Source organism: Streptomyces sp. JN8, assembly GCF_055808075.1.
The window spans coordinates 2,101,292-2,119,820 of record NZ_CM147852.1 but is presented as its reverse complement, the minus strand read 5'-3'; the positions used below and the strand labels follow the sequence as shown (position 1 = coordinate 2,119,820).

The 18,529-nt window shown below is 69.4% G+C and carries 13 protein-coding genes; 10 read left to right on the top strand and 3 right to left on the bottom strand.

Annotated elements, in window-relative coordinates:
- Positions 1-144 precede the first annotated feature (144 nt).
- Positions 145-1,065, bottom strand: coding sequence for an FG-GAP repeat domain-containing protein (locus ACY0MR_RS09190; RefSeq protein WP_361850625.1), 921 nt, complete (start codon positions 1,063-1,065; stop codon positions 145-147).
- 530 nt (positions 1,066-1,595) lie between these two features.
- On the opposite strand from ACY0MR_RS09190, the gene ngcE reads away from it, so the two are divergent.
- The 10 genes from ngcE to ACY0MR_RS09140 all read left to right on the top strand — a co-directional run bounded on the left by ngcE (position 1,596) and on the right by ACY0MR_RS09140 (position 15,029).
- Complete coding sequence (gene ngcE / locus ACY0MR_RS09185; RefSeq protein WP_361850623.1) at positions 1,596-3,041, top strand: N-acetylglucosamine/diacetylchitobiose ABC transporter substrate-binding protein; 1,446 nt, start codon at positions 1,596-1,598, stop codon at positions 3,039-3,041.
- Positions 3,042-3,141: 100 nt separating this feature from the next.
- Positions 3,142-4,071 carry a carbohydrate ABC transporter permease gene (locus ACY0MR_RS09180; protein WP_361850621.1) on the top strand — a complete coding sequence of 310 codons (930 nt, stop codon included), beginning with the start codon at positions 3,142-3,144 and terminating at the stop codon, positions 4,069-4,071.
- A complete protein-coding gene (locus tag ACY0MR_RS09175) occupies positions 4,071-5,009 on the top strand; it encodes a carbohydrate ABC transporter permease (protein ID WP_361850619.1) in 939 nt (312 codons plus the stop codon). The genes ACY0MR_RS09180 and ACY0MR_RS09175 overlap by 1 nt, the downstream gene beginning before the upstream one ends.
- 179 nt (positions 5,010-5,188) lie before the next feature.
- A complete protein-coding gene (locus tag ACY0MR_RS09170) occupies positions 5,189-6,400 on the top strand; it encodes an ROK family transcriptional regulator (RefSeq protein ID WP_361850617.1) in 1,212 nt (403 codons plus the stop codon).
- A 122-nt stretch (positions 6,401-6,522) separates the two neighbouring features.
- On the top strand, positions 6,523-7,587 hold the full coding sequence (locus ACY0MR_RS09165) for a sugar ABC transporter substrate-binding protein (protein WP_388803090.1): 1,065 nt from the start codon (positions 6,523-6,525) through the stop codon (positions 7,585-7,587).
- A 304-nt stretch (positions 7,588-7,891) separates the two neighbouring features.
- Complete coding sequence (locus tag ACY0MR_RS09160) at positions 7,892-8,686, top strand: ATP-binding cassette domain-containing protein (RefSeq protein WP_319321169.1); 795 nt, start codon at positions 7,892-7,894, stop codon at positions 8,684-8,686.
- On the top strand, positions 8,683-10,002 hold the full coding sequence (locus tag ACY0MR_RS09155) for a sugar ABC transporter permease (protein WP_388803086.1): 1,320 nt from the start codon (positions 8,683-8,685) through the stop codon (positions 10,000-10,002). Before ACY0MR_RS09160 ends, ACY0MR_RS09155 begins: the two co-directional genes overlap by 4 nt.
- Positions 10,003-10,256: 254 nt before the next feature.
- On the top strand, positions 10,257-12,176 hold the full coding sequence (gene dxs, locus ACY0MR_RS09150) for a 1-deoxy-D-xylulose-5-phosphate synthase (protein WP_473560197.1): 1,920 nt from the start codon (positions 10,257-10,259) through the stop codon (positions 12,174-12,176).
- Positions 12,177-12,298: 122 nt separating this feature from the next.
- The gene (locus ACY0MR_RS09145; protein WP_361850611.1) at positions 12,299-13,813 is read left to right on the top strand and encodes an amino acid permease; all 1,515 of its coding nucleotides are present in this window, start codon (positions 12,299-12,301) and stop codon (positions 13,811-13,813) included.
- Positions 13,814-13,946: 133 nt separating this feature from the next.
- Positions 13,947-15,029: a PLL family lectin gene (locus ACY0MR_RS09140; RefSeq protein ID WP_388803082.1), complete on the top strand. Its 1,083-nt coding sequence runs from the start codon at positions 13,947-13,949 to the stop codon at positions 15,027-15,029.
- Between the two features lie 121 nt (positions 15,030-15,150).
- On the opposite strand, the gene ACY0MR_RS09135 is transcribed toward ACY0MR_RS09140, so the two are convergent.
- A complete protein-coding gene (locus ACY0MR_RS09135) occupies positions 15,151-17,289 on the bottom strand; it encodes a 3-hydroxyacyl-CoA dehydrogenase NAD-binding domain-containing protein (protein ID WP_388803079.1) in 2,139 nt (712 codons plus the stop codon).
- Positions 17,286-18,500, bottom strand: a complete 1,215-nt coding sequence (locus ACY0MR_RS09130; RefSeq protein ID WP_361850605.1) for a thiolase family protein — start codon at positions 18,498-18,500, stop codon at positions 17,286-17,288. Before ACY0MR_RS09130 ends, ACY0MR_RS09135 begins: the two co-directional genes overlap by 4 nt.
- Between the last annotated feature and the right edge of the window lie 29 nt (positions 18,501-18,529).

Genomic DNA, 18,529 nt, shown 5'->3' with positions numbered 1-18,529 from the left:
GGGGCCCTTCGGCGGTCCCGGGCGGACCCGGAAGCCGTCCGGAAGATCCGAGCGATCCGAGCGATCCGAGCGATCCGAGCGATCCGAGCGATCCGAGCGCTCCGGGTCACCGGAGCGATCCGGTCACCCGGAGCGGCGGGAGGATCAGAACATGATCTTGAAGCCGTTCCAGCCGGACGTGCCGATCTTGACCTTGGTGTGGAACGGCGAGGAGGCGTTGCCCGTGCCCTTGTACAGCCACAGGGCGCCGGCCGTGTCGCGGGCGACGAGGTCCGCGATGCCGTCGTAGTTCATGTCGCCGATCGACAGCAGGTAGTTGAACATGTTCCAGCCGCCGCCGATGCGGGTGGCGGAGGAGAAGGGCGCGCGGTAGTTGCCGGTGCCCTTGTAGAGGAACAGCTCGCCGTTGCTCTTGCGCGCGACGATGTCGGCCTTGCCGTCACCCGTCAGGTCGCCCTTGCCGGTGATCTGGTCGTAGATGTTCCAGCCCGAGCCGACCTTGACGCGCGGCGCGATGCCGCCGTTGCTGTAGCCGAGGTACAGCCACAGCACGCCGGCGCTGTCGCGGGCGAGCAGGTCGTCCGCGGCGGCGCCGCCGATGTTGGACGGCGAGAAGACGCGGTTGTAGATGTTGTAGCCGCCGCCGAGGTCACGACGGTCCTGGCTCCAGGGACCGTAGTAGAGGCGGTTGTTCTCGACGAACCAGATGCCGTCCGACGAGCCGTTGTTGTTGACGTCCGTCTGGGTGACGAACTTCTTGTACTGGAAGCCGTAGCCGGTCTTCTCGGAGGCCGTGAGGCCGCCGGAGCCGGTGAGACCGTACCCGTAGATGTCGCCGGCGCTGTTGATGCCGTACAGGGCGTTGGTCGGGGTGACCGAGGCGGAGGTGGCGGCGAAGGTGCCGGCGCGCGGGGCGGCCGGGGCGACGTCGGCGGACTTCGCGGACGCCACCGGCGTCTCCGCGGCCATCGCCGTCGTCGTGGTGCCCACGAGGGCGGCCGTTATCGCGGCCACGGTGACACGGGACAGGAGACCCGAGCGGTTCAGGCCAGAAGAGTTGGCCACGTAGTACTCCATAGGAGAGAGGGACACAGTCGATCCACCGGTCGCTCGAACGCGTGCGCGAGGTCGGCGGTCTCCCTATGATCGCCCGTCATCCTCACAGGATCCTTACTTTTCAAGGTGTCTGTGACAGAACTGTTTCGATCCCGGCCGTATGTACCGTTTGCCCTCCCATGTCTTCTCGCGACGCCGTGGCGCACCCCCGCGAACCGCTCCATTACGGGTCGGCCTGAGGGGGTGTCAAGGGCAGGGACGGACGAATGGTTGGACGAAACGCCGCAGATCCAGCGTGCTTATCCCGGAGGTCTCAACTCGGGAAAGATGGCCGTCAAAACCTGCTTTCGATCTTGCTCAGGCGAAGGGAAGTGGACTATACCTGTCGGCGTCCAGCCAGTCGGTTCCATCACACGACGGCCCGACGCCTGCACGACCCGGCTGCAAATGACCGCGGTGGCGGGGCCCTTCGCCTGTGGCGAGCGAGTACGGGCGACCGGTACACCGCCTGAGTCCTGAATGAAGGCGAGGACTTGAGCATGGGATCCACCTCCGCTCAGACCAATGAGGGCCTTGGCCGTCGCGATCTGATCAAGCGTTCTGCCGCGATCGGCCTGATTTCGGTGCCGACCATGGGCTTCCTCTCCGCTTGCGCGAGCAGTGACAGCGGAGGCAACGAGAAGGTCGAGAAGGGGACGAAGTCCGACAAGAACCCGCTTGCGGTGAACGAGTCGGCACCGCTCGATTTCGTCCTCTTCGACGGCGGATTCGGCCAGCAGTACGCCAAGGACGCGGTCAAGATCTACGAGACCAATTACCCCAAGGCGAAGGTCAAGTTCACCCCGACCCAGAAGATCACCACCACGCTGCAGCCGCGCTTCAACGGCGGCAACCCGCCGGACCTCATCGACAACTCGGGCGCCGAGCAGATGGACATGGGCGTCCTCGTCGGCCAGAAGCAGCTGGCGGACCTCACCCCGCTGCTGGACGCGCCGTCCATCGACGACCCGAGCAAGAAGGTCCGCGACACCCTGCGGCCCGGCATCGTCGAGATGGGCCAGTTCGACGGCGAGCCGTGCTGGATCCTGAACTACGCCTACACGGTCTACGGCGTCTGGTACTCCCAGAAGCTCCTCGACTCGCTCGACGCGAAGTACCCGGAGACCTGGGACGAGATGCTGGCCGTCTGCGAGAAGGCCAAGAAGAAGGGCGTCGCGGGCTGGACGTACGCGGGCAAGCACCCGTACTACGTGCCCTTCTCCCTCTACCCGATGATCGGCAAGGTCGGCGGCCGCGAGGTCCTGGACGCCATCGACAACCTGGAGCCGAAGGCCTGGGAGCACCCCGCGGTCAAGGCGTGTTTCGAGGCCTACTACGAGCTCGTCCGCAAGGGCTACATCCTCAAGGGCACCCCCGGCCTCGACCACATCCAGTCGCAGACCGCCTGGACCGAGGGCAAGGCGCTGTTCATCCCGAACGGCTCCTGGGTCGAGAACGAGGCCGCGAAGACCATGCCGGCCGACTTCGGCCTCGCCGTCTCGGGCCCGACCGGCCTCGACGCCTCGGACAAGATGCCGTTCGGCACCATCTGGGCCGCCGGCGGCGAGCCCTTCATCGTCCCGGCGAAGGCGGCGAACCCGGCGGGCGGCATGGAGCAGCTGCGCATCATGCTCAGCGAGGCCTCCTCGAAGAACTTCACCCAGTCGGTGAAGTCCCTGACCGCCCTGAACGGCGGCACCGACGGCATCGAGCTGTCCCCGGGCCTGAAGTCCGGCGTCGCGGCGCTGGAGAAGGCCGGCCAGAACGTCGTCAACCCGCGCCTCCAGGACTGGTACGTCGCCCTCCAGAAGGAGAAGATCGGTGTCGCCGGTATCGGTGAGCTGATGGCGGGCCGGGCGACCCCGGCCGAGACGATCAAGAAGATCCAGAAGTACGCCGACGAGGCGGCCAAGGACTCCTCGATCAAGCACTACAAGCACCAGTGAGCAGTGCCGGGGCCCCTTCCCGCCGACCGGGAGCGGGCCCCGGGCCCTTCGCGCGTCACAGCAGGGGCGCGCCTTCGCGGGAAGATCGGGGTCGGTAGGAATGCAACACGGCAAGTACCGTTTCATCGTGGGGTTCCTGGCGGCCCCCCTGGCGCTTTACGCGCTCTTCGTCATCTGGCCCTTCATCCAGTCCATCTACTACTCCTTCACGGACTGGACGGGACTGAGTCCCGAATTCGGGATGGTCGGATTCGACAACTACAGCAGAATGCTGGACGACGAGGTCTTCTGGAAGTCCGTCCAGCACAGCCTGATCTTCGCGCTGGTGCTGCCCCTGGTGACCGTCGGACTCGCGCTGTTCTTCGCCTTCATGCTCAATGTCGGCGGTCGGCGCCGCAAGGGCGCGGCCATCGCGGGTGTGCGCGGATCGTCTTTCTACAAGATCGTCTATTTCTTCCCGCAGGTGCTCTCGATCGCGATCGTGGCACTGCTCTTCCAGTTCGCGTACAACCCGAACAGCGGAGCGATCAATTCCGTTTTGAAGGGGGTCGGTCTCGGCGACGTCCAGCCCGACTGGCTGGGCGACCCGGACCTCGCTCTCATCTGCGTGATGGTGGTTCTCGTCTGGTCGACCGTCGGATTCTTCGTGGTCCTCTTCTCGGCCGGCATGGCGTCCATTCCGAGGGACTTCTACGAGGCGGCCCTGCTCGACGGCGCGAACCGGTTCACCACGTTCTTCAAGATCACCCTGCCGCTGCTCTGGGACACCGTGCAGTCCGGCTGGATCTACATGGGCATCCTCGCCCTCGGCGCGGAGTCCTTCGCGGTCGTCCAGATCATGACCGTCGGCCCCAACGGCGGCGGGCCCGACTACTCCACCATCGTCCTTCCGCTGTACGTGTACCAGAAGGCGTTCCGGGACGGTCAGGCCGCCTACGCCACGACCATCGGTGTCGCGCTCCTCATCGTCACGCTGGCCTTCGCGGCCGTCGTGATGAAGGTGGGCCGGCGCGAGCGGCTGGAGTTCTGATGAAGACGACCGACACTGCCACCACCGGCGTCGAGAGCCACGGCACCCCGGGCGGCTCCGGGCCCGTGGTCACCAAGACGCTGCCCTCCGCGCCCCGCCGGGAGCCGAAGAAGGAGGGCGCGACCCTCAACGTCTTCTCGCACGGCGTCCTGATCATCTGGGCGATCATGGTCGTCATGCCGCTGCTCTGGGCGGTCATGACCTCCTTCAAGACGGACAAGGCGATCTTCACCTCGCCCTGGTCGCTGCCCGACAAGCTGCACTTCGAGAACTGGTCGCGCGCCTGGACCGAGGCGCACATGAGCGACTACTTCCTGAACACGATCCTGGTGGTCGGAGGCTCGCTCGTCGGCACCCTGCTCTTCGGCTCGATGGCGGCCTACGTCCTGGCCCGCTTCGATTTCCCGGGCAACCGGTTCATCTACTTCCTCTTCATCGGAGGGATGAGCTTCCCGATCATCCTGGCGCTCGTGCCGCTGTTCTACGTGATGCAGAACATGGCCCTGCTGAACACGCTGCACGGCCTGATCCTCGTGTACATCGCGTACTCGCTGCCGTTCACCGTCTTCTTCCTCACCGCCTTCTTCCGGACCCTGCCGACCTCGGTGGCGGAGGCGGCCTTCGTGGACGGTGCCTCGCACACCCGGACCTTCTTCCAGGTCATGCTGCCGATGGCGAAGCCGGGCCTGATCAGCGTCGGCATCTTCAACTTCCTCGGGCAGTGGAACCAGTACCTGCTGCCCACCGTGCTGAACACCGAGCCGGAGAAGAAGGTGCTCTCCCAGGGCCTCGTCCAGCTGGCGGTCAGCCAGGGCTACAAGGGCGACTGGTCCGGTCTCTTCGCCGGGCTCGTGATGGCGATGCTGCCGGTCCTGGCCGCGTACATCATCTTCCAGCGGCAGGTGGTGGCCGGTCTGACCGCCGGTGCCGTGAAGTAGCACTCCCGTCCCGCAGTCCCCAGGGCCCCCGGCGCAACCGCGCCGGGGGCCCCGTGCGTGGGGCGGTTGCGCGCGGTGTGACACAGACCCTCCCCACCTCAAGGTCTTGACGGGGAGCAAGCCGAAAGCGTCCCCTTAGAGTTCACATGTTGGAGAAAACGGTGGGAGTGAGTGAGTCGATGGAGACTCCGGGGTCGCAGACGTCTCTGCACAGGGCCAATCTCGAACGGGTCGTCCGGGCGGTGCGCATGGCCGGCTCGCTCACCCAGGCGGAGATCGCCCGGGCGACGGGCCTGTCCGCCGCGACGGTCTCCAACATCGTCAGGGAGCTGAAGGACGGCGGCACCGTCGACGTCACGCCCACCTCGGCGGGCGGCCGCAGGGCCCGCAGCGTCTCGCTCTCCGGCGACGCCGGCATCGTCATCGGCGTGGACTTCGGCCACACCCACCTCCGGGTCGCCGTCGGCAACCTCGCCCACCAGGTCCTCGCCGAGGAGGCGGAGCCGCTCGACGTGGACGCCTCCGCCGCCGAGGGCTTCGACCGGGCGGAGCAGCTGGTCAACCGGCTGATCGAGGCCACCGGGATCGGCCGGGACAAGGTCATCGGCGTCGGGCTCGGCGTGCCGGGCCCCATCGACGTCTCCTCCGGGACCCTCGGCTCGACCTCGATCCTGCCGGGCTGGAGCGGGATCAATCCCGCCGAGGAGCTCTCCGGCCGCCTCGGCGTGCCCGTGCACGTCGACAACGACGCCAACCTCGGCGCGCTCGGCGAGCTGGTCTGGGGCAGCGGGCGGGGCGTCAAGGACCTCGCGTACATCAAGGTGGCCAGCGGCGTCGGCGCCGGCCTCGTCATCGACGGGCGGGTCTACCGGGGCCCCGGCGGCACCGCCGGCGAGATCGGGCACATCACGCTCGACGAGTCGGGCCCGGTCTGCCGCTGCGGCAACCGGGGCTGCCTGGAGACCTTCACCGCCGCCCGGTACGTGCTGCCGCTGCTCCAGCCCAGCCACGGCCCGGACCTGACCATGGAGCGGGTCGTCCAGCTGGCCCGCGAGGGCGACCCCGGCTGCCGCCGGGTCATCGCCGACGTGGGGCGGCACATCGGCAGCGGCATCGCCAACCTCTGCAATCTCCTGAACCCGAGCCGGGTGGTGCTCGGCGGGGACCTCGCGGAGGCCGGGGAGCTGGTCCTGGCGCCCATCAGGGACTCCGTGTCGCGCTACGCGATCCCCAGTGCCGCCCGGCAGCTCTCGCTGGCCCAGGGGGCCCTGGGGGGCCGCGCCGAAGTACTCGGCGCCCTGGCCCTCGTACTGAGTGAAATGGGCGATTCGACCCTGTTGGAGAGTGCCCTGCCGGCGGCCGCTCCGGCCTCACGCCTTGCGTTCACTTAGATAACGAACACCACCGTTGTCATCTCGTTAAGAATTTACTTCTTGACGGCAACCGTGCGGCCGAGTTGACTTCGTGCCACCTCGGCCGCAACGTCGCGGCCTCGTCAGGGAGGCAACCCCACATGAACGCAGTGACGCGTCGTGCCGTCATAGCAACGGCCGCGGTCTCGATGGCCCTCTCGCTCGCCGCCTGCGGCCAGGCCGGCGGCGACGACAGCGGTGACAAGGGCAGCTCGACCAAGATCGGTCTGCTCCTTCCGGAGAACAAGACCTCGCGCTACGAGGCTCTGGACAAGCCCCAGTTCGAGAAGGCCGTCAAGGCCGCGTGCGGCGACTGCGAGGTCGTGTACAACAACGCGGTCTCCGACGTCGTCAAGCAGAAGCAGCAGTTCGACCAGCTGATCGCCGACGGCATCAAGGTCATCGCGCTCGACCCGGTCGACGCGACCAAGGCCGAGGGCTGGGTCACCGAGGCCAAGGCCAAGGGCGTCAAGGTCGTCGCGTACGACCGTGCCGTCAAGGGCGCCGACGCCTACGTCAGCCACGACAACAACAAGGTCGGCGAGCTCCAGGGCCAGGCCCTCCTCGCCGCCCTCGGCGCCAAGGCCGCCACCGCCAACGTCGTGATGATCAACGGCGACGAGAAGGACCCGAACGCGGGCCTCTTCAAGAAGGGCGCCCACACCGCGCTCGACGGCAAGGTCGGCAAGATCGCCTACGAGGCGTCCGGCGAGTGGGACCCGAAGGTCGCCGGCGAGAAGATGTCCGCCGCGATCTCCTCGGTCGGCAAGGACAAGATCAACGCGGTCTACTCGGCCAACGACGGCATGGCCGGCGGCGTCATCACCTCCCTCGAGAACGCCGGCATCAAGGGCATTCCGGTGGGCGGCCAGGACGCCGAGGTCGCGGGCATCCAGCGCATCATCGCCGGCTCGCAGACCTTCACCATCTACAAGTCGCCGCTCCAGCTCGCCCCCGAGGCGGCCAAGTTCGCGGTGAACCTGCTCCAGGGCAAGGACCTCGGCGCCCAGGGCGCGACCGACGGCGTGCCGTCGACGCTCTTCCCGCCGGTCGTGGTCGACAAGACCAACATCCAGACCACGGTGATCAAGGACGGCATCTACAAGGCCGCCGACCTCTGCACCTCGGACCTGGCCGCCAAGTGCACGGAACTGGGCATCAAGTAACCCCTGAGCCGTGCCCGCCGGGCCCCCAGGGGGCCCGGCACCACGGATCCCGACACCGGCCCGCGTACAGGGCCTGAAGCCCCGGCCACGGGGCGGACGGCCCCGCCGGGGCGCCAGCCCCGCGAGAGGGCGCGCCCCCGCCGCACGCCCGGAGCCCGTCGACCGGATCCGCCCCTCCGCCCGTCCGGCCCCCGGCCGACCCAGACCCCGCTGTCGGTCCGGGGGCCGGACGAGCTCAGCCCCCCTCGAACTTTGGCGCTGCACCGGTGGCGCGACATGCCGCCGCCCGCGCGCGGCGAAGGAGTTGGTTCACGTGTCCCAGACGCAGGCGCCCGTGCTGGCGTTGCGCGGGATCTTCAAGCGGTTCGGAGCGGTTCAGGTCCTCTCCGGTGTCGATCTCGAAGTCCACGCAGGAGAGGTCGTCGCGCTCGTCGGCGACAACGGCGCGGGTAAGTCCACGCTGGTCAAGACGATCGCCGGTGTCCACCCGATCGACGAGGGCGTCATCGAGTGGGAGGGCGAGCGGGTGGAGATCCAGCGCCCGCACGACTCCCAGAACCTCGGCGTCGCGACCGTCTACCAGGACCTCGCGCTCTGCGACAACCTGGACGTCGTCGCCAACCTGTTCCTCGGCCGCGAGATCAAGAAGGGCGGCGTCCTCGACGAGGTCGCCATGGAGAAGCGGGCCAAGGACCTGCTCTCCACGCTCTCGATCCGCATCCCCAGCGTCCGCATCCCCGTCGCCGCCCTCTCCGGCGGCCAGCGCCAGGTCGTCGCCATCGCGCGCGCCCTGGTCGGCGACCCCAAGATCGTCATCCTCGACGAGCCGACCGCGGCCCTCGGCGTCGAGCAGACCGCACAGGTCCTCGACCTGGTCGAGCGGCTCCGCGAGCAGGGCCTCGGCGTCATCCTCATCAGCCACAACATGGCCGACGTGAAGGCCGTCGCCGACACCGTGGCCGTGCTGCGCCTGGGCCGGAACAACGGCACCTTCCCGGTGGCCACCACCACGCACGAAGAGATCATCGCCGCGATCACCGGTGCCACGGACAACGCCGTGACCCGTCGTCAGGCCCGCAACGCGGAGGTAGCGAAGTGAGCAACACCCCTCCCACCGCGAGCGAAGAGGCAGCGGTGCCCGAGCCCCGTACCCCCGACGAGACGGCCCCGGTGACCGAGGTCCCGGCCGCCGCCGCGATACCCGCCGTCGACCCCCGCCTGCTCGTGCGCGAGCAGGGCTTCAAGGGCTACGTCGAGGAGTTCAAGCGCAAGATCCGCTCCGGTGAGATCGGCTCGCTGCCCGTCGTCGTCGGCCTCATCGTCATCGGCATCGTCTTCCAGGCCCTCACCGGCAACTTCATCACCTCGTACAACCTCGACCAGATCACGCTGTACGCGGTCGGCCCCGGCATCATGGCCGTCGGCATCGTCTTCGTGCTGCTGCTCGGCGAGATCGACCTCGCCGTCGGTTCCGTGGCCGGCCTCGCCGGCTCGGTCTGGGGCGTCCTCGGCACCGACATGCCGGACTCCCTCGCGATCCTCCTCGGCATCCTGTCCGGCACCCTGCTGGGCGCCTTCCACGGCCTGGTCTTCGCGAAGATCGGCGTTCCCGCGTTCGTCGTCACCCTGGCCGGCTTCCTCGGCTGGGCCGGTCTCCAGACCTGGGTGATGGGCGACAAGTCGACCATCCCGACCCCGATCGGCAGCTTCGTCGGCGACCTCACGAAGTACTACTTCTCCGACGTCGCCGCCGCCTACGGCCTCGCCGTGGCCGTCGTCGCCGCGTTCTACCTGGCCCAGCTGCGCGACTCCCGCCGCCGCAAGGCCGCCGACCTGCCGCACCGCCCGCAGAGCGAGATCATCCTGCGCACGGCCGTCCTCGCGGTCCTGGTCCTCGTCGCCGCGTACGGCTTCAACCAGGAGCAGGGCCTGCCGCTGTCCCTGGTGATCTTCCTGGTCATCCTGCTCGTCACCGACTTCGTGCTGCGCCGCACCACCTACGGCCGCCAGGTCTTCGCCGTCGGCGGCGGCATCGAGGCCGCCCGCCGGGCCGGCATCAACGTCGCCTGGATCCGGATCTCGGTCTTCATGATCTCCGGCACGATGGGCGCGATCGGCGGTCTGTTCCTCGCCTCCGCCACCGGCGGCGCCGACCGCTCCCTCGGCGGCGGCAACCAGCTGATGATGTGCATCGCCGCCGCGGTCATCGGCGGAACGTCCCTGTTCGGCGGACGCGGCAAGGTCTGGTCGGCGCTCCTCGGCATCCTGGTCATCCAGTCGATCGTCCAGGGCCTGAACCAGATGAACCTGTCCTCGAACGCCATCCAGTACATGATCACCGGCGCGGTCCTGCTCATCGCCGTGATCATCGACTCGGTCTCCCGCAAGACGCAGAAGACGGCGGGACGCGCCTAGGGCCCCGCCCCCGTCCGCGTAACGCCCGCCACACCGCCCGGCGCCGTGAAACCGGCGCCGGGCACTGCTGCGTCCGGAGCAGTACCAGGGGCCGCGGTAATCCCCGCGGACCAGGGCGCGGAGCCGTACAGATCAGCGACATGTAGGCCGTGGGAGTGACGCCCGACCCCCCGGCCCGATGCCCACGATCCAAGACGGAACATTAGACTCGACAAATCGGCAAGCTCGACCAGCTCAAACGCAAGGAGGCACGGGTGGCTCTGCTGACCCGTATCAGGGGACCGCGAGATCTGGACCGGCTCTCCCCGGAACAGCTGGACCAGCTGGCCGACGAGATCAGGACGTTCCTCGTGGACGCCGTCTCCAAGACCGGCGGGCACCTCGGGCCCAACCTGGGCGTGGTCGAGCTGACCATCGCCCTGCACCGCGTGTTCGACTCCCCGAAGGACAAGGTCCTCTGGGACACCGGCCACCAGAGCTACGTCCACAAGCTGCTCACGGGCCGCCAGGACTTCTCCAAGCTCAAGATGAAGGGCGGCCTCTCCGGCTACCCCTCGCAGGCCGAGTCCGAGCACGACGTCATCGAGAACTCGCACGCCTCCACGGTCCTCGGCTGGGCCGACGGACTCGCCAAGGCCAACGAGGTCCTCGAGAAGGACGACCACGTCGTCGCCGTCATCGGCGACGGGGCCCTCACCGGCGGCATGGCCTGGGAGGCGCTGAACAACATCGCCGCCGCCAAGGACCGCCCGCTCGTCATCGTCGTCAACGACAACGAGCGGTCCTACGCGCCCACGATCGGCGGCCTCGCCAACCACCTGGCCACCCTGCGCACCACCGACGGCTACGAGCGCTTCCTCGCCCGCGGCAAGGACATCCTGGAGCGCACCCCCGTCGTCGGGAAGCCCCTCTACGAGACCCTGCACGGCGCCAAGAAGGGCCTCAAGGACTTCATCGCCCCGCAGGGCATGTTCGAGGACCTCGGCCTCAAGTACGTCGGACCGATCGACGGCCACGACATCGAGGCCCTGGAGTCCGCCCTGACGCGCGCCAAGCGCTTCGGCGGGCCCGTCATCGTCCACTGCCTCACCGAGAAGGGCCGCGGCTACCAGCCGGCCCTCCAGGACGAGGCCGACCGCTTCCACGCCGTCGGCAAGATCCACCCCGACACCGGCCTGCCCATCTCCTCCTCCGGCGCGGACTGGACCGGCGTCTTCGCCGAGGAGATGGTCGCCCTCGGCAAGGAGCGCGCGGACATCGTCGCCATCACGGCGGCCATGCTCCAGCCCGTCGGCCTGGACAAGTTCGCCAAGGCCTTCCCCGAGCGGGTCTTCGACGTCGGCATCGCCGAGCAGCACGCCGCGGTCTCGGCCGCCGGCCTGGCCACCGGCGGCCTGCACCCGGTCTTCGCGGTCTACGCGACCTTCCTCAACCGCGCCTTCGACCAGGTCCTCATGGACGTGGCCCTGCACAAGTGCGGCGTCACCTTCGTCCTGGACCGGGCCGGCGTCACCGGCACCGACGGCGCCTCCCACAACGGCATGTGGGACATGTCGATCCTCCAGGTCGTCCCCGGCCTGCGGCTCGCCGCCCCGCGCGACGCCGACCAGGTCCGCGCCCAGCTGCGCGAGGCCGTCGAGGTCACCGACGCCCCCACCGTGGTCCGCTTCTCCAAGGGCGCCGTCGGCCCCGCCGTACCGGCCCTGCGCCGCATCGGCGGCATGGACGTGCTCCGCGAGCCCGGCTCGGACCGGCCGGACGTCCTCCTGGTCTCCGTGGGCGCCCTGGCGCCCATGTGCCTGGAGATCGCCGACCTCCTCGACAACCACGGCATCTCCACCACCGTGGTCGACCCCCGCTGGGTCAAGCCCGTCGACGAGGCCCTCGCCCCGCTCGCCGAGCGCCACCGGGTCGTCGTCACCGTCGAGGACAACAGCCGCGTCGGCGGTGTCGGCTCGGCCGTCGCCCAGGCGCTCCGCGACGCCGGCGTGGACGTACCGCTGCGTGACTTCGGCATCCCCCCGCGGTTCCTCGACCACGCCTCCCGCGGCGAGGTACTGGCGGAGATCGGTCTGACCGCCCCGGACATCGCCCGGCAGGTCACCGGCCTGGTCTCGCGACTCGACGGCCGGTTCGAGAGCAGCGCGCAGGCCGTGGAGCCCGCCCGCGACTGACGGTCACCGTCACCCCGTGTCACCCCAGGGGCCGATCGGTTCACTCTTCGGAGTGCCGATCGGCCCTTCGGCGTGCATCCTGTCCACAGGACGGGCAGCCCCATGGCAGGGAGGTACGACGAGTGAGTACGGACCAGCAGCCACGCGCCAACAGCGGAGTGTTCCGGACCAAGACGGTCGAGCAGTCGATCCGCGACACCGAGGAACCGGAGCACGCGCTCAAGAAGTCCCTGTCCGCATGGGACCTGATGGTGTTCGGCGTCGGCGTCATCATCGGCACCGGCATCTTCGTCCTGACCGGCAAGGTCGCCAAGGAGAACGCCGGCCCCGCCACCGCCCTCGCCTTCATCGCCGCGGGCATCGTCTGCGCCCTCGCCGCCCTGTGCTACGCCGAGTTCGCCTCCACGGTGCCGGTGGCGGGATCGGCGTACACCTTCGCGTACGCCTCCATCGGCGAGCTGCCCGCCTGGATCATCGGCTGGGACCTCGTCCTGGAGTTCGCCCTGGGCACGGCGGTGGTCGCCGTCGGCTGGTCGGGCTACGTCCGCTCGCTCATGGACAACATCGACTGGCACCTGCCCGCGGCGCTCGAAGGACCGGACGTGCCGGGCGGCACCTTCGACATCCTGGCCTTCCTGCTCGTCCTGGTGCTGACCGTCGTCCTCGTCCTCGGCATGAAGCTCTCCGCCCGGATCACCGCGCTCGTCGTGGCGATCAAGGTCACCGTGGTCATGATCGTGATCGTCGCCGGCCTGTTCTTCATCGTCGGCGACAACTACAAGCCGTTCATCCCGCCGGCGGTGACCCCCGAGGGCGGCGGCTCCGGCTGGGACTCCCCGATGGTCCAGCTGATCTTCGGCTACGAGCCGACCAACTTCGGCGTCATGGGCATCTTCACCGCCGCCTCGGTCGTCTTCTTCGCCTTCATCGGCTTCGACGTGGTGGCCACCGCCGCCGAGGAGACCAAGCTGCCCCAGCGGGACATGCCCCGCGGCATCCTCGGCTCGCTCTTCATCTGCACCGTGCTCTACGTGGCCGTCGCGCTGGTCGTCACCGGCATGCAGCACTACTCGGAGCTCTCCGTGAGCGCCCCGCTCGCCGACGCCTTCAAGGCCGCCGGGCATCCCTTCTACGCGGGCGTGATCAGCTTCGGCGCCGCCGTCGGCCTCACGACGGTCTGCCTCATCCTGCTGCTCGGCCAGACCCGGGTGTTCTTCGCGATGAGCCGCGACGGCCTGCTGCCGCGCTTCTTCTCCAAGACGCACCCGCGCTTCAAGACCCCGTACCGGCCGACCATCCTGCTCGGTGTGATCATCGCCGTCGTCGCCGGCTTCACCAGCATCAACGAGCTCGCGACCCTGGTGAACATCGGCACGCTCTTCGCGTTCGTGGTCGTCGCGTTCGGCGTCATCGTGCTCCGCCGCACCCGCCCCGACCTGCCGCGCGCCTTCCGCACCCCCTGGGTGCCGGCGCTGCCGATCATCTCCATCGCCGCCTCGCTCTGGCTGATGCTCAACCTGCCGGGCGAGACCTGGTTCCGGTTCGCGGTCTGGATGGTCATCGGCATCGTCGTGTACTTCCTGTACGGGCGCAGTCACAGCCGGCTCGCCCGGCAGGGGCAGGACGCGACGTACTGAGCGGGACCGCCAGGGGGCGGCGGCGGGGAGAGAAGGCCGGGATGCGGCAGGCGCGGAAAGGACCGTTCGGAAGGGCGACTAAAGTCGTTTCGTACCCGAACTCCTTCCGACGACCGGAGTGCTGGATCCCCCCATGGCTAATCGATCCCAGGCCGCCGCAGCCCCCTCCACCGCCCCCCTGCTCCAGGGCGCCTGGCTGACCCGAGGAGCGGAGGGCCGGTTCAGCGCCTACCTGCCCAGGGACGGAGAGGTGGTCCGCTGGACCGAGGGGCCCGACGGTTCCTGGACCGGCCCCGTCTCGCTCGGCGGCCCGGGCCCGGCCGGGGGCCTCACCCCCTTCCTCGCCGTCGGCCAGGGCGCCGACCGCTACGTCCACCTGGTCGCCCTGCGGCCGACCGACGGGGGAGAGGGGCACCTGGAGCTCGTCCACAGCGTCCAGTTCCAGACGGGCCGCCCCGCCCTGGAGTGGCGTCCCCTCGGGCACTCCAACGGCAAGGGGCCGTGGACCGGCAACCCCGCCGTCGCGGTGGACGGCCAGGGTCGGGCGTACGCCTTCATGCGCAACGGCGGCGGCGGGCTCAGCGTCCGCGCCCAGAAGGACACCGGCGGCTGGCACCCCTGGTGGGACCTGATGGGCTCGAAGACCGACCCCTCGCCGGTCGCGATCACCAACGGTTCCGGCTTCGTCGAGCTGTACAGCTCGCACGCCAAGGGCCTCGTCCGCTACGTCCAGCGCGAGTCCGGTGCCAAGCCGATCCGCGAGGAGCTGCTCCCGGCCTCGGTGACCATGGGCACCCTGGCCGCCACGACCGGACCCTCCGGGCACGTCACCCTCTTCTACCTGGACCTCGACGGGCAGGTCCGCGCCTGGTCGCCGGAGCGCTCCCTGGAGCCCACGGTGCTCGGCAAGGCCGTCGGCACCGGGCGGCTCGCCGCCACCCGCTGCCTCATCGACGGCTTCGACTGCACGGTCCTCGCCCAGCAGTCGGACGACGGCCGGCTCGCCCTCGCCGCCTACCCGAGCGAGCAGGAGACCGAGGGCATCGAGTGGTCGGAGACCGGGGAGCGGCACGCCGACCTCGCCGCCGTCCTCACCCGCGGGCTCGACGGCCGCCTGGTCGCGATGGCCCGGATCGGCGACGGCGCGCCGATCACCACCCGGCAGAAGGCCGCGGCGGAGGGGCTGCTGCTGGAGGGCTGGCGCTCCATAGGGTGACACCGCCCCGAGAAGGCCCTCCACGGGCCCGGGGAGCGCCCCGGAACACGCGGACGGCCCCGGCAACCCTCGAAAGGATGCCGGGGCCGTCCGCGTACGCCCTGGGGCGCGAGGCCGGGTGTTACGCCGGGACGCTCGCCACGCCCTGCGCGAGGAAACGCTTGCCGTTGACGCGCTCGGAGACGCCCTCGCGGTCCAGGTACGGCGTGATGCCGCCCAGGTGGAAGGGCCAGCCCGCACCGGTGATCAGGCAGAGGTCGATGTCCTGCGCCTCGGCGACGACACCCTCCTCCAGCATCAGGCCGATCTCCTGCGCCACCGCGTCCAGGACGCGGTCGCGGACCTGCTCCTCGGTGAGGACGGAGTCGCCCTGCACGAGGAGGGCGGCGACCTCGGGGTCGAGCTCCGGCTTGAAGCCGTTCTCGGCGTTGTAGACGTAGAAGCCGCGCTTGCCGGCCTCGACGACCCGCTTGAGGTTCGGCGAGACGGTGAAGCGCTCCGGGAAGGCGCGGTTCAGGGTCTCGGAGACGTGCAGGCCGATGGCCGGGCCGACGAGCTCCAGGAGCACCAGCGGCGACATCGGAAGGCCGAGGGGCTCGATCGCCTTCTCGGCGGTCTCGACCGGCGTGCCCTCGTCGATGACGTTCTGGATCTCGCCCATGAAGCGGGTCAGGATGCGGTTCACGACGAACGCCGGGGCGTCCTTGGTGAGGACCGCGGTCTTCTTCAGCTTCTTGGCGACGCCGAAGGCGGTGGCCAGGGAGGCGTCGTCGGTCTGCTCGCCGCGGACGATCTCCAGGAGCGGGAGGATCGCGACCGGGTTGAAGAAGTGGAAGCCGACCACGCGCTCCGGGTTCTGGAGCTTGGAGGCCATCTCCGACACCGAGAGCGAGGAGGTGTTGGTGGCGAGGATCGCGTGCGCCGGGGCGACCGCCTCGACCTCCGCGAACACCTTCTGCTTGACGGACATCTCCTCGAACACGGCCTCGATGATGAAGTCCGCGTCCGCGAAGCCCTCGGCCTTGTCGAGGACGCCCGAGACCAGGCCCTTGAGGCGGTTGGCCTTGTCCTGGTTGATGCGGCGCTTGCCGAGCAGCTTGTCGATCTCGGCGTGGACGTAGCCCACGCCCTTGTCGACGCGCTCCTGGTCGATGTCGGTCAGGACGACCGGCACCTCCAGGCGGCGCAGGAAGAGCAGGGCGAGCTGGGAGGCCATCAGACCGGCGCCGACGACACCGACCTTGGTGACCGGGCGGGCCAGCGACTTGTCCGGGGCGCCGGCGGGGCGCTTGCCGCGCTTCTGGACCAGGTTGAAGGCGTAGATGCCGGAGCGGAGCTCGCCGCCCATGATCAGGTCCGCGAGGGCCTGGTCCTCGGCGTCGAAGCCCTTCTGCAGGTCGCCGTCCTTGGCGGCCCCGATGATGTCGAGGGCGCGGTAGGCGGCCGGCGCGGCGCCGTGGACCTTGGAGTCGGCGATGGCACGGCCCTTGGCGACGGCCTGGTCCCAGGCCTCGCCGCGGTCGATCTCGGGGCGCTCGACGGTCACGGAGCCGTTCAGGACGGAGGCCGTCCAGATCAGCGACTGCTCCAGGAAGTCCGCGCCCTCGAAGAGGGCGTCGGCGATGCCGAGCTCGAAGACCTGCTTGCCCTTGAGCTGGCGGTTCTGGTTCAGCGAGTTCTCGATGACGACCGAGACGGCCTTCTCGGCGCCGATGAGGTTCGGCAGGATGGCGCAGCCGCCCCAGCCGGGCACCAGGCCGAGGAAGACCTCGGGCAGCGAGAAGGCCGGCAGGGCCTTCGACACGGTGCGGTAGGTGCAGTGCAGGCCGACCTCGACGCCGCCGCCCATGGCCGCGCCGTTGTAGTACGCGAAGGTCGGGACGGCGAGCGCGGACAGGCGCTTGAAGACGTCGTGGCCGCCCTTGCCGATGGCGAGCGCCTCGTCGTGCTTCTTCAGCAGCTCGACGCCCTTGAGGTCGGCGCCGACGGCGAAGATGAACGGCTTGCCGGTGATGCCGACGCCGGTGATCTCACCGTTGGCGGCCTCGGCCTCGACCTGGTCGATCGCCGTGTTCAGGTTGGCGAGCGACTGCGGGCCGAAGGTGGTCGGCTTGGTGTGGTCGAAGCCGTTGTCCAGCGTGATCAGGGCGAACCGGCCCGCACCCGCGGGCAGGTCGAAGTGCCGTACGTGGGCGCTGGTGACGACCTCGTCGGGGAAGAGCTCCGCGGCGCCCTTCAGAAGCTCGGCGGTGGTGCTCACTTGCCCTCCCAGTGGGGGTTTTCCCAGATGACCGTGGCGCCCATGCCGAAGCCGACGCACATCGTGTTGAGGCCGTAGCGGACCTGCGGGTTCTCCTCGAACTGGCGGGCCAGCTGCGTCATGAGACGGACGCCGGAGGAGGCGAGCGGGTGACCGTAGGCGATGGCGCCGCCGTACTGGTTCACGCGGGCGTCGTCGTCGGCGATGCCGTAGTGCTCCAGGAAGGCGAGGACCTGGACCGCGAAGGCCTCGTTGATCTCGAAGAGGCCGATGTCCTCGATGGACAGCCCGGCCTGGGCGAGGGCCTTCTCGGTCGCGGGGATCGGGCCGTAGCCCATGACCTCGGGCTCGACGCCGGCGAAGGCGTACGAGACGAGGCGCATCTTGACGGGGAGGTCGTTCTCCCGCGCGAAGTCCTCGGAGGCGATGATCGAGGCGGTGGCGCCGTCGTTCAGACCGGCCGCGTTGCCCGCGGTGACCTTGCCGTGGACGCGGAACGGCGTCTTGAGGCCGGCCAGCGACTCCAGGGTGGTGCCCGGGCGCATCGGCTCGTCGGCGGTGACCAGGCCCCAGCCGGTCTCGCCGGTGGAGGCGTCGGTGCGGCGGACCGAGATCGGCACGAGGTCCTGCTGGATCTTGCCGTCGGCGTACGCCTTGGCGGCCTTCTCCTGCGAGCGCACGGCGTACTCGTCGGCGCGCTGCTTGGTGATGCTCGGGTAGCGGTCGTGCAGGTTCTCGGCGGTCATGCCCATGAACAGGGCGGACTCGTCGACGAGCTTCTCCGACACGAAGCGCGGGTTCGGGTCGACGCCCTCGCCCATGGGGTGGCGGCCCATGTGCTCGACGCCACCGGCGATGACGGCGTCGTACGCGCCGAACGCGATCGAACCGGCGACGCTGGTCACGGCGGTGAGCGCACCGGCGCACATGCGGTCGATGGAGTAGCCCGGCACCGACTGCGGCAGCCCGGCGAGGATGCCCGCCGTGCGGCCGAGGGTCAGACCCTGGTCGCCGATCTGCGTGGTCGCGGCGATGGCGACCTCGTCGATGCGCGCGGGGTCGAGGCCCGGGTTGCGGCGCAGCAGCTCCCGGATGGCCTTGACGACGAGATCGTCGGCGCGGGTCTCGTGGTAGATGCCCTTCGGGCCCGCCTTGCCGAACGGGGTGCGGACGCCGTCGACGAAGACGACGTCCCTGACGGTACGAGGCACGATGGCTCTCCTCCAGGGTGCGGGATGGC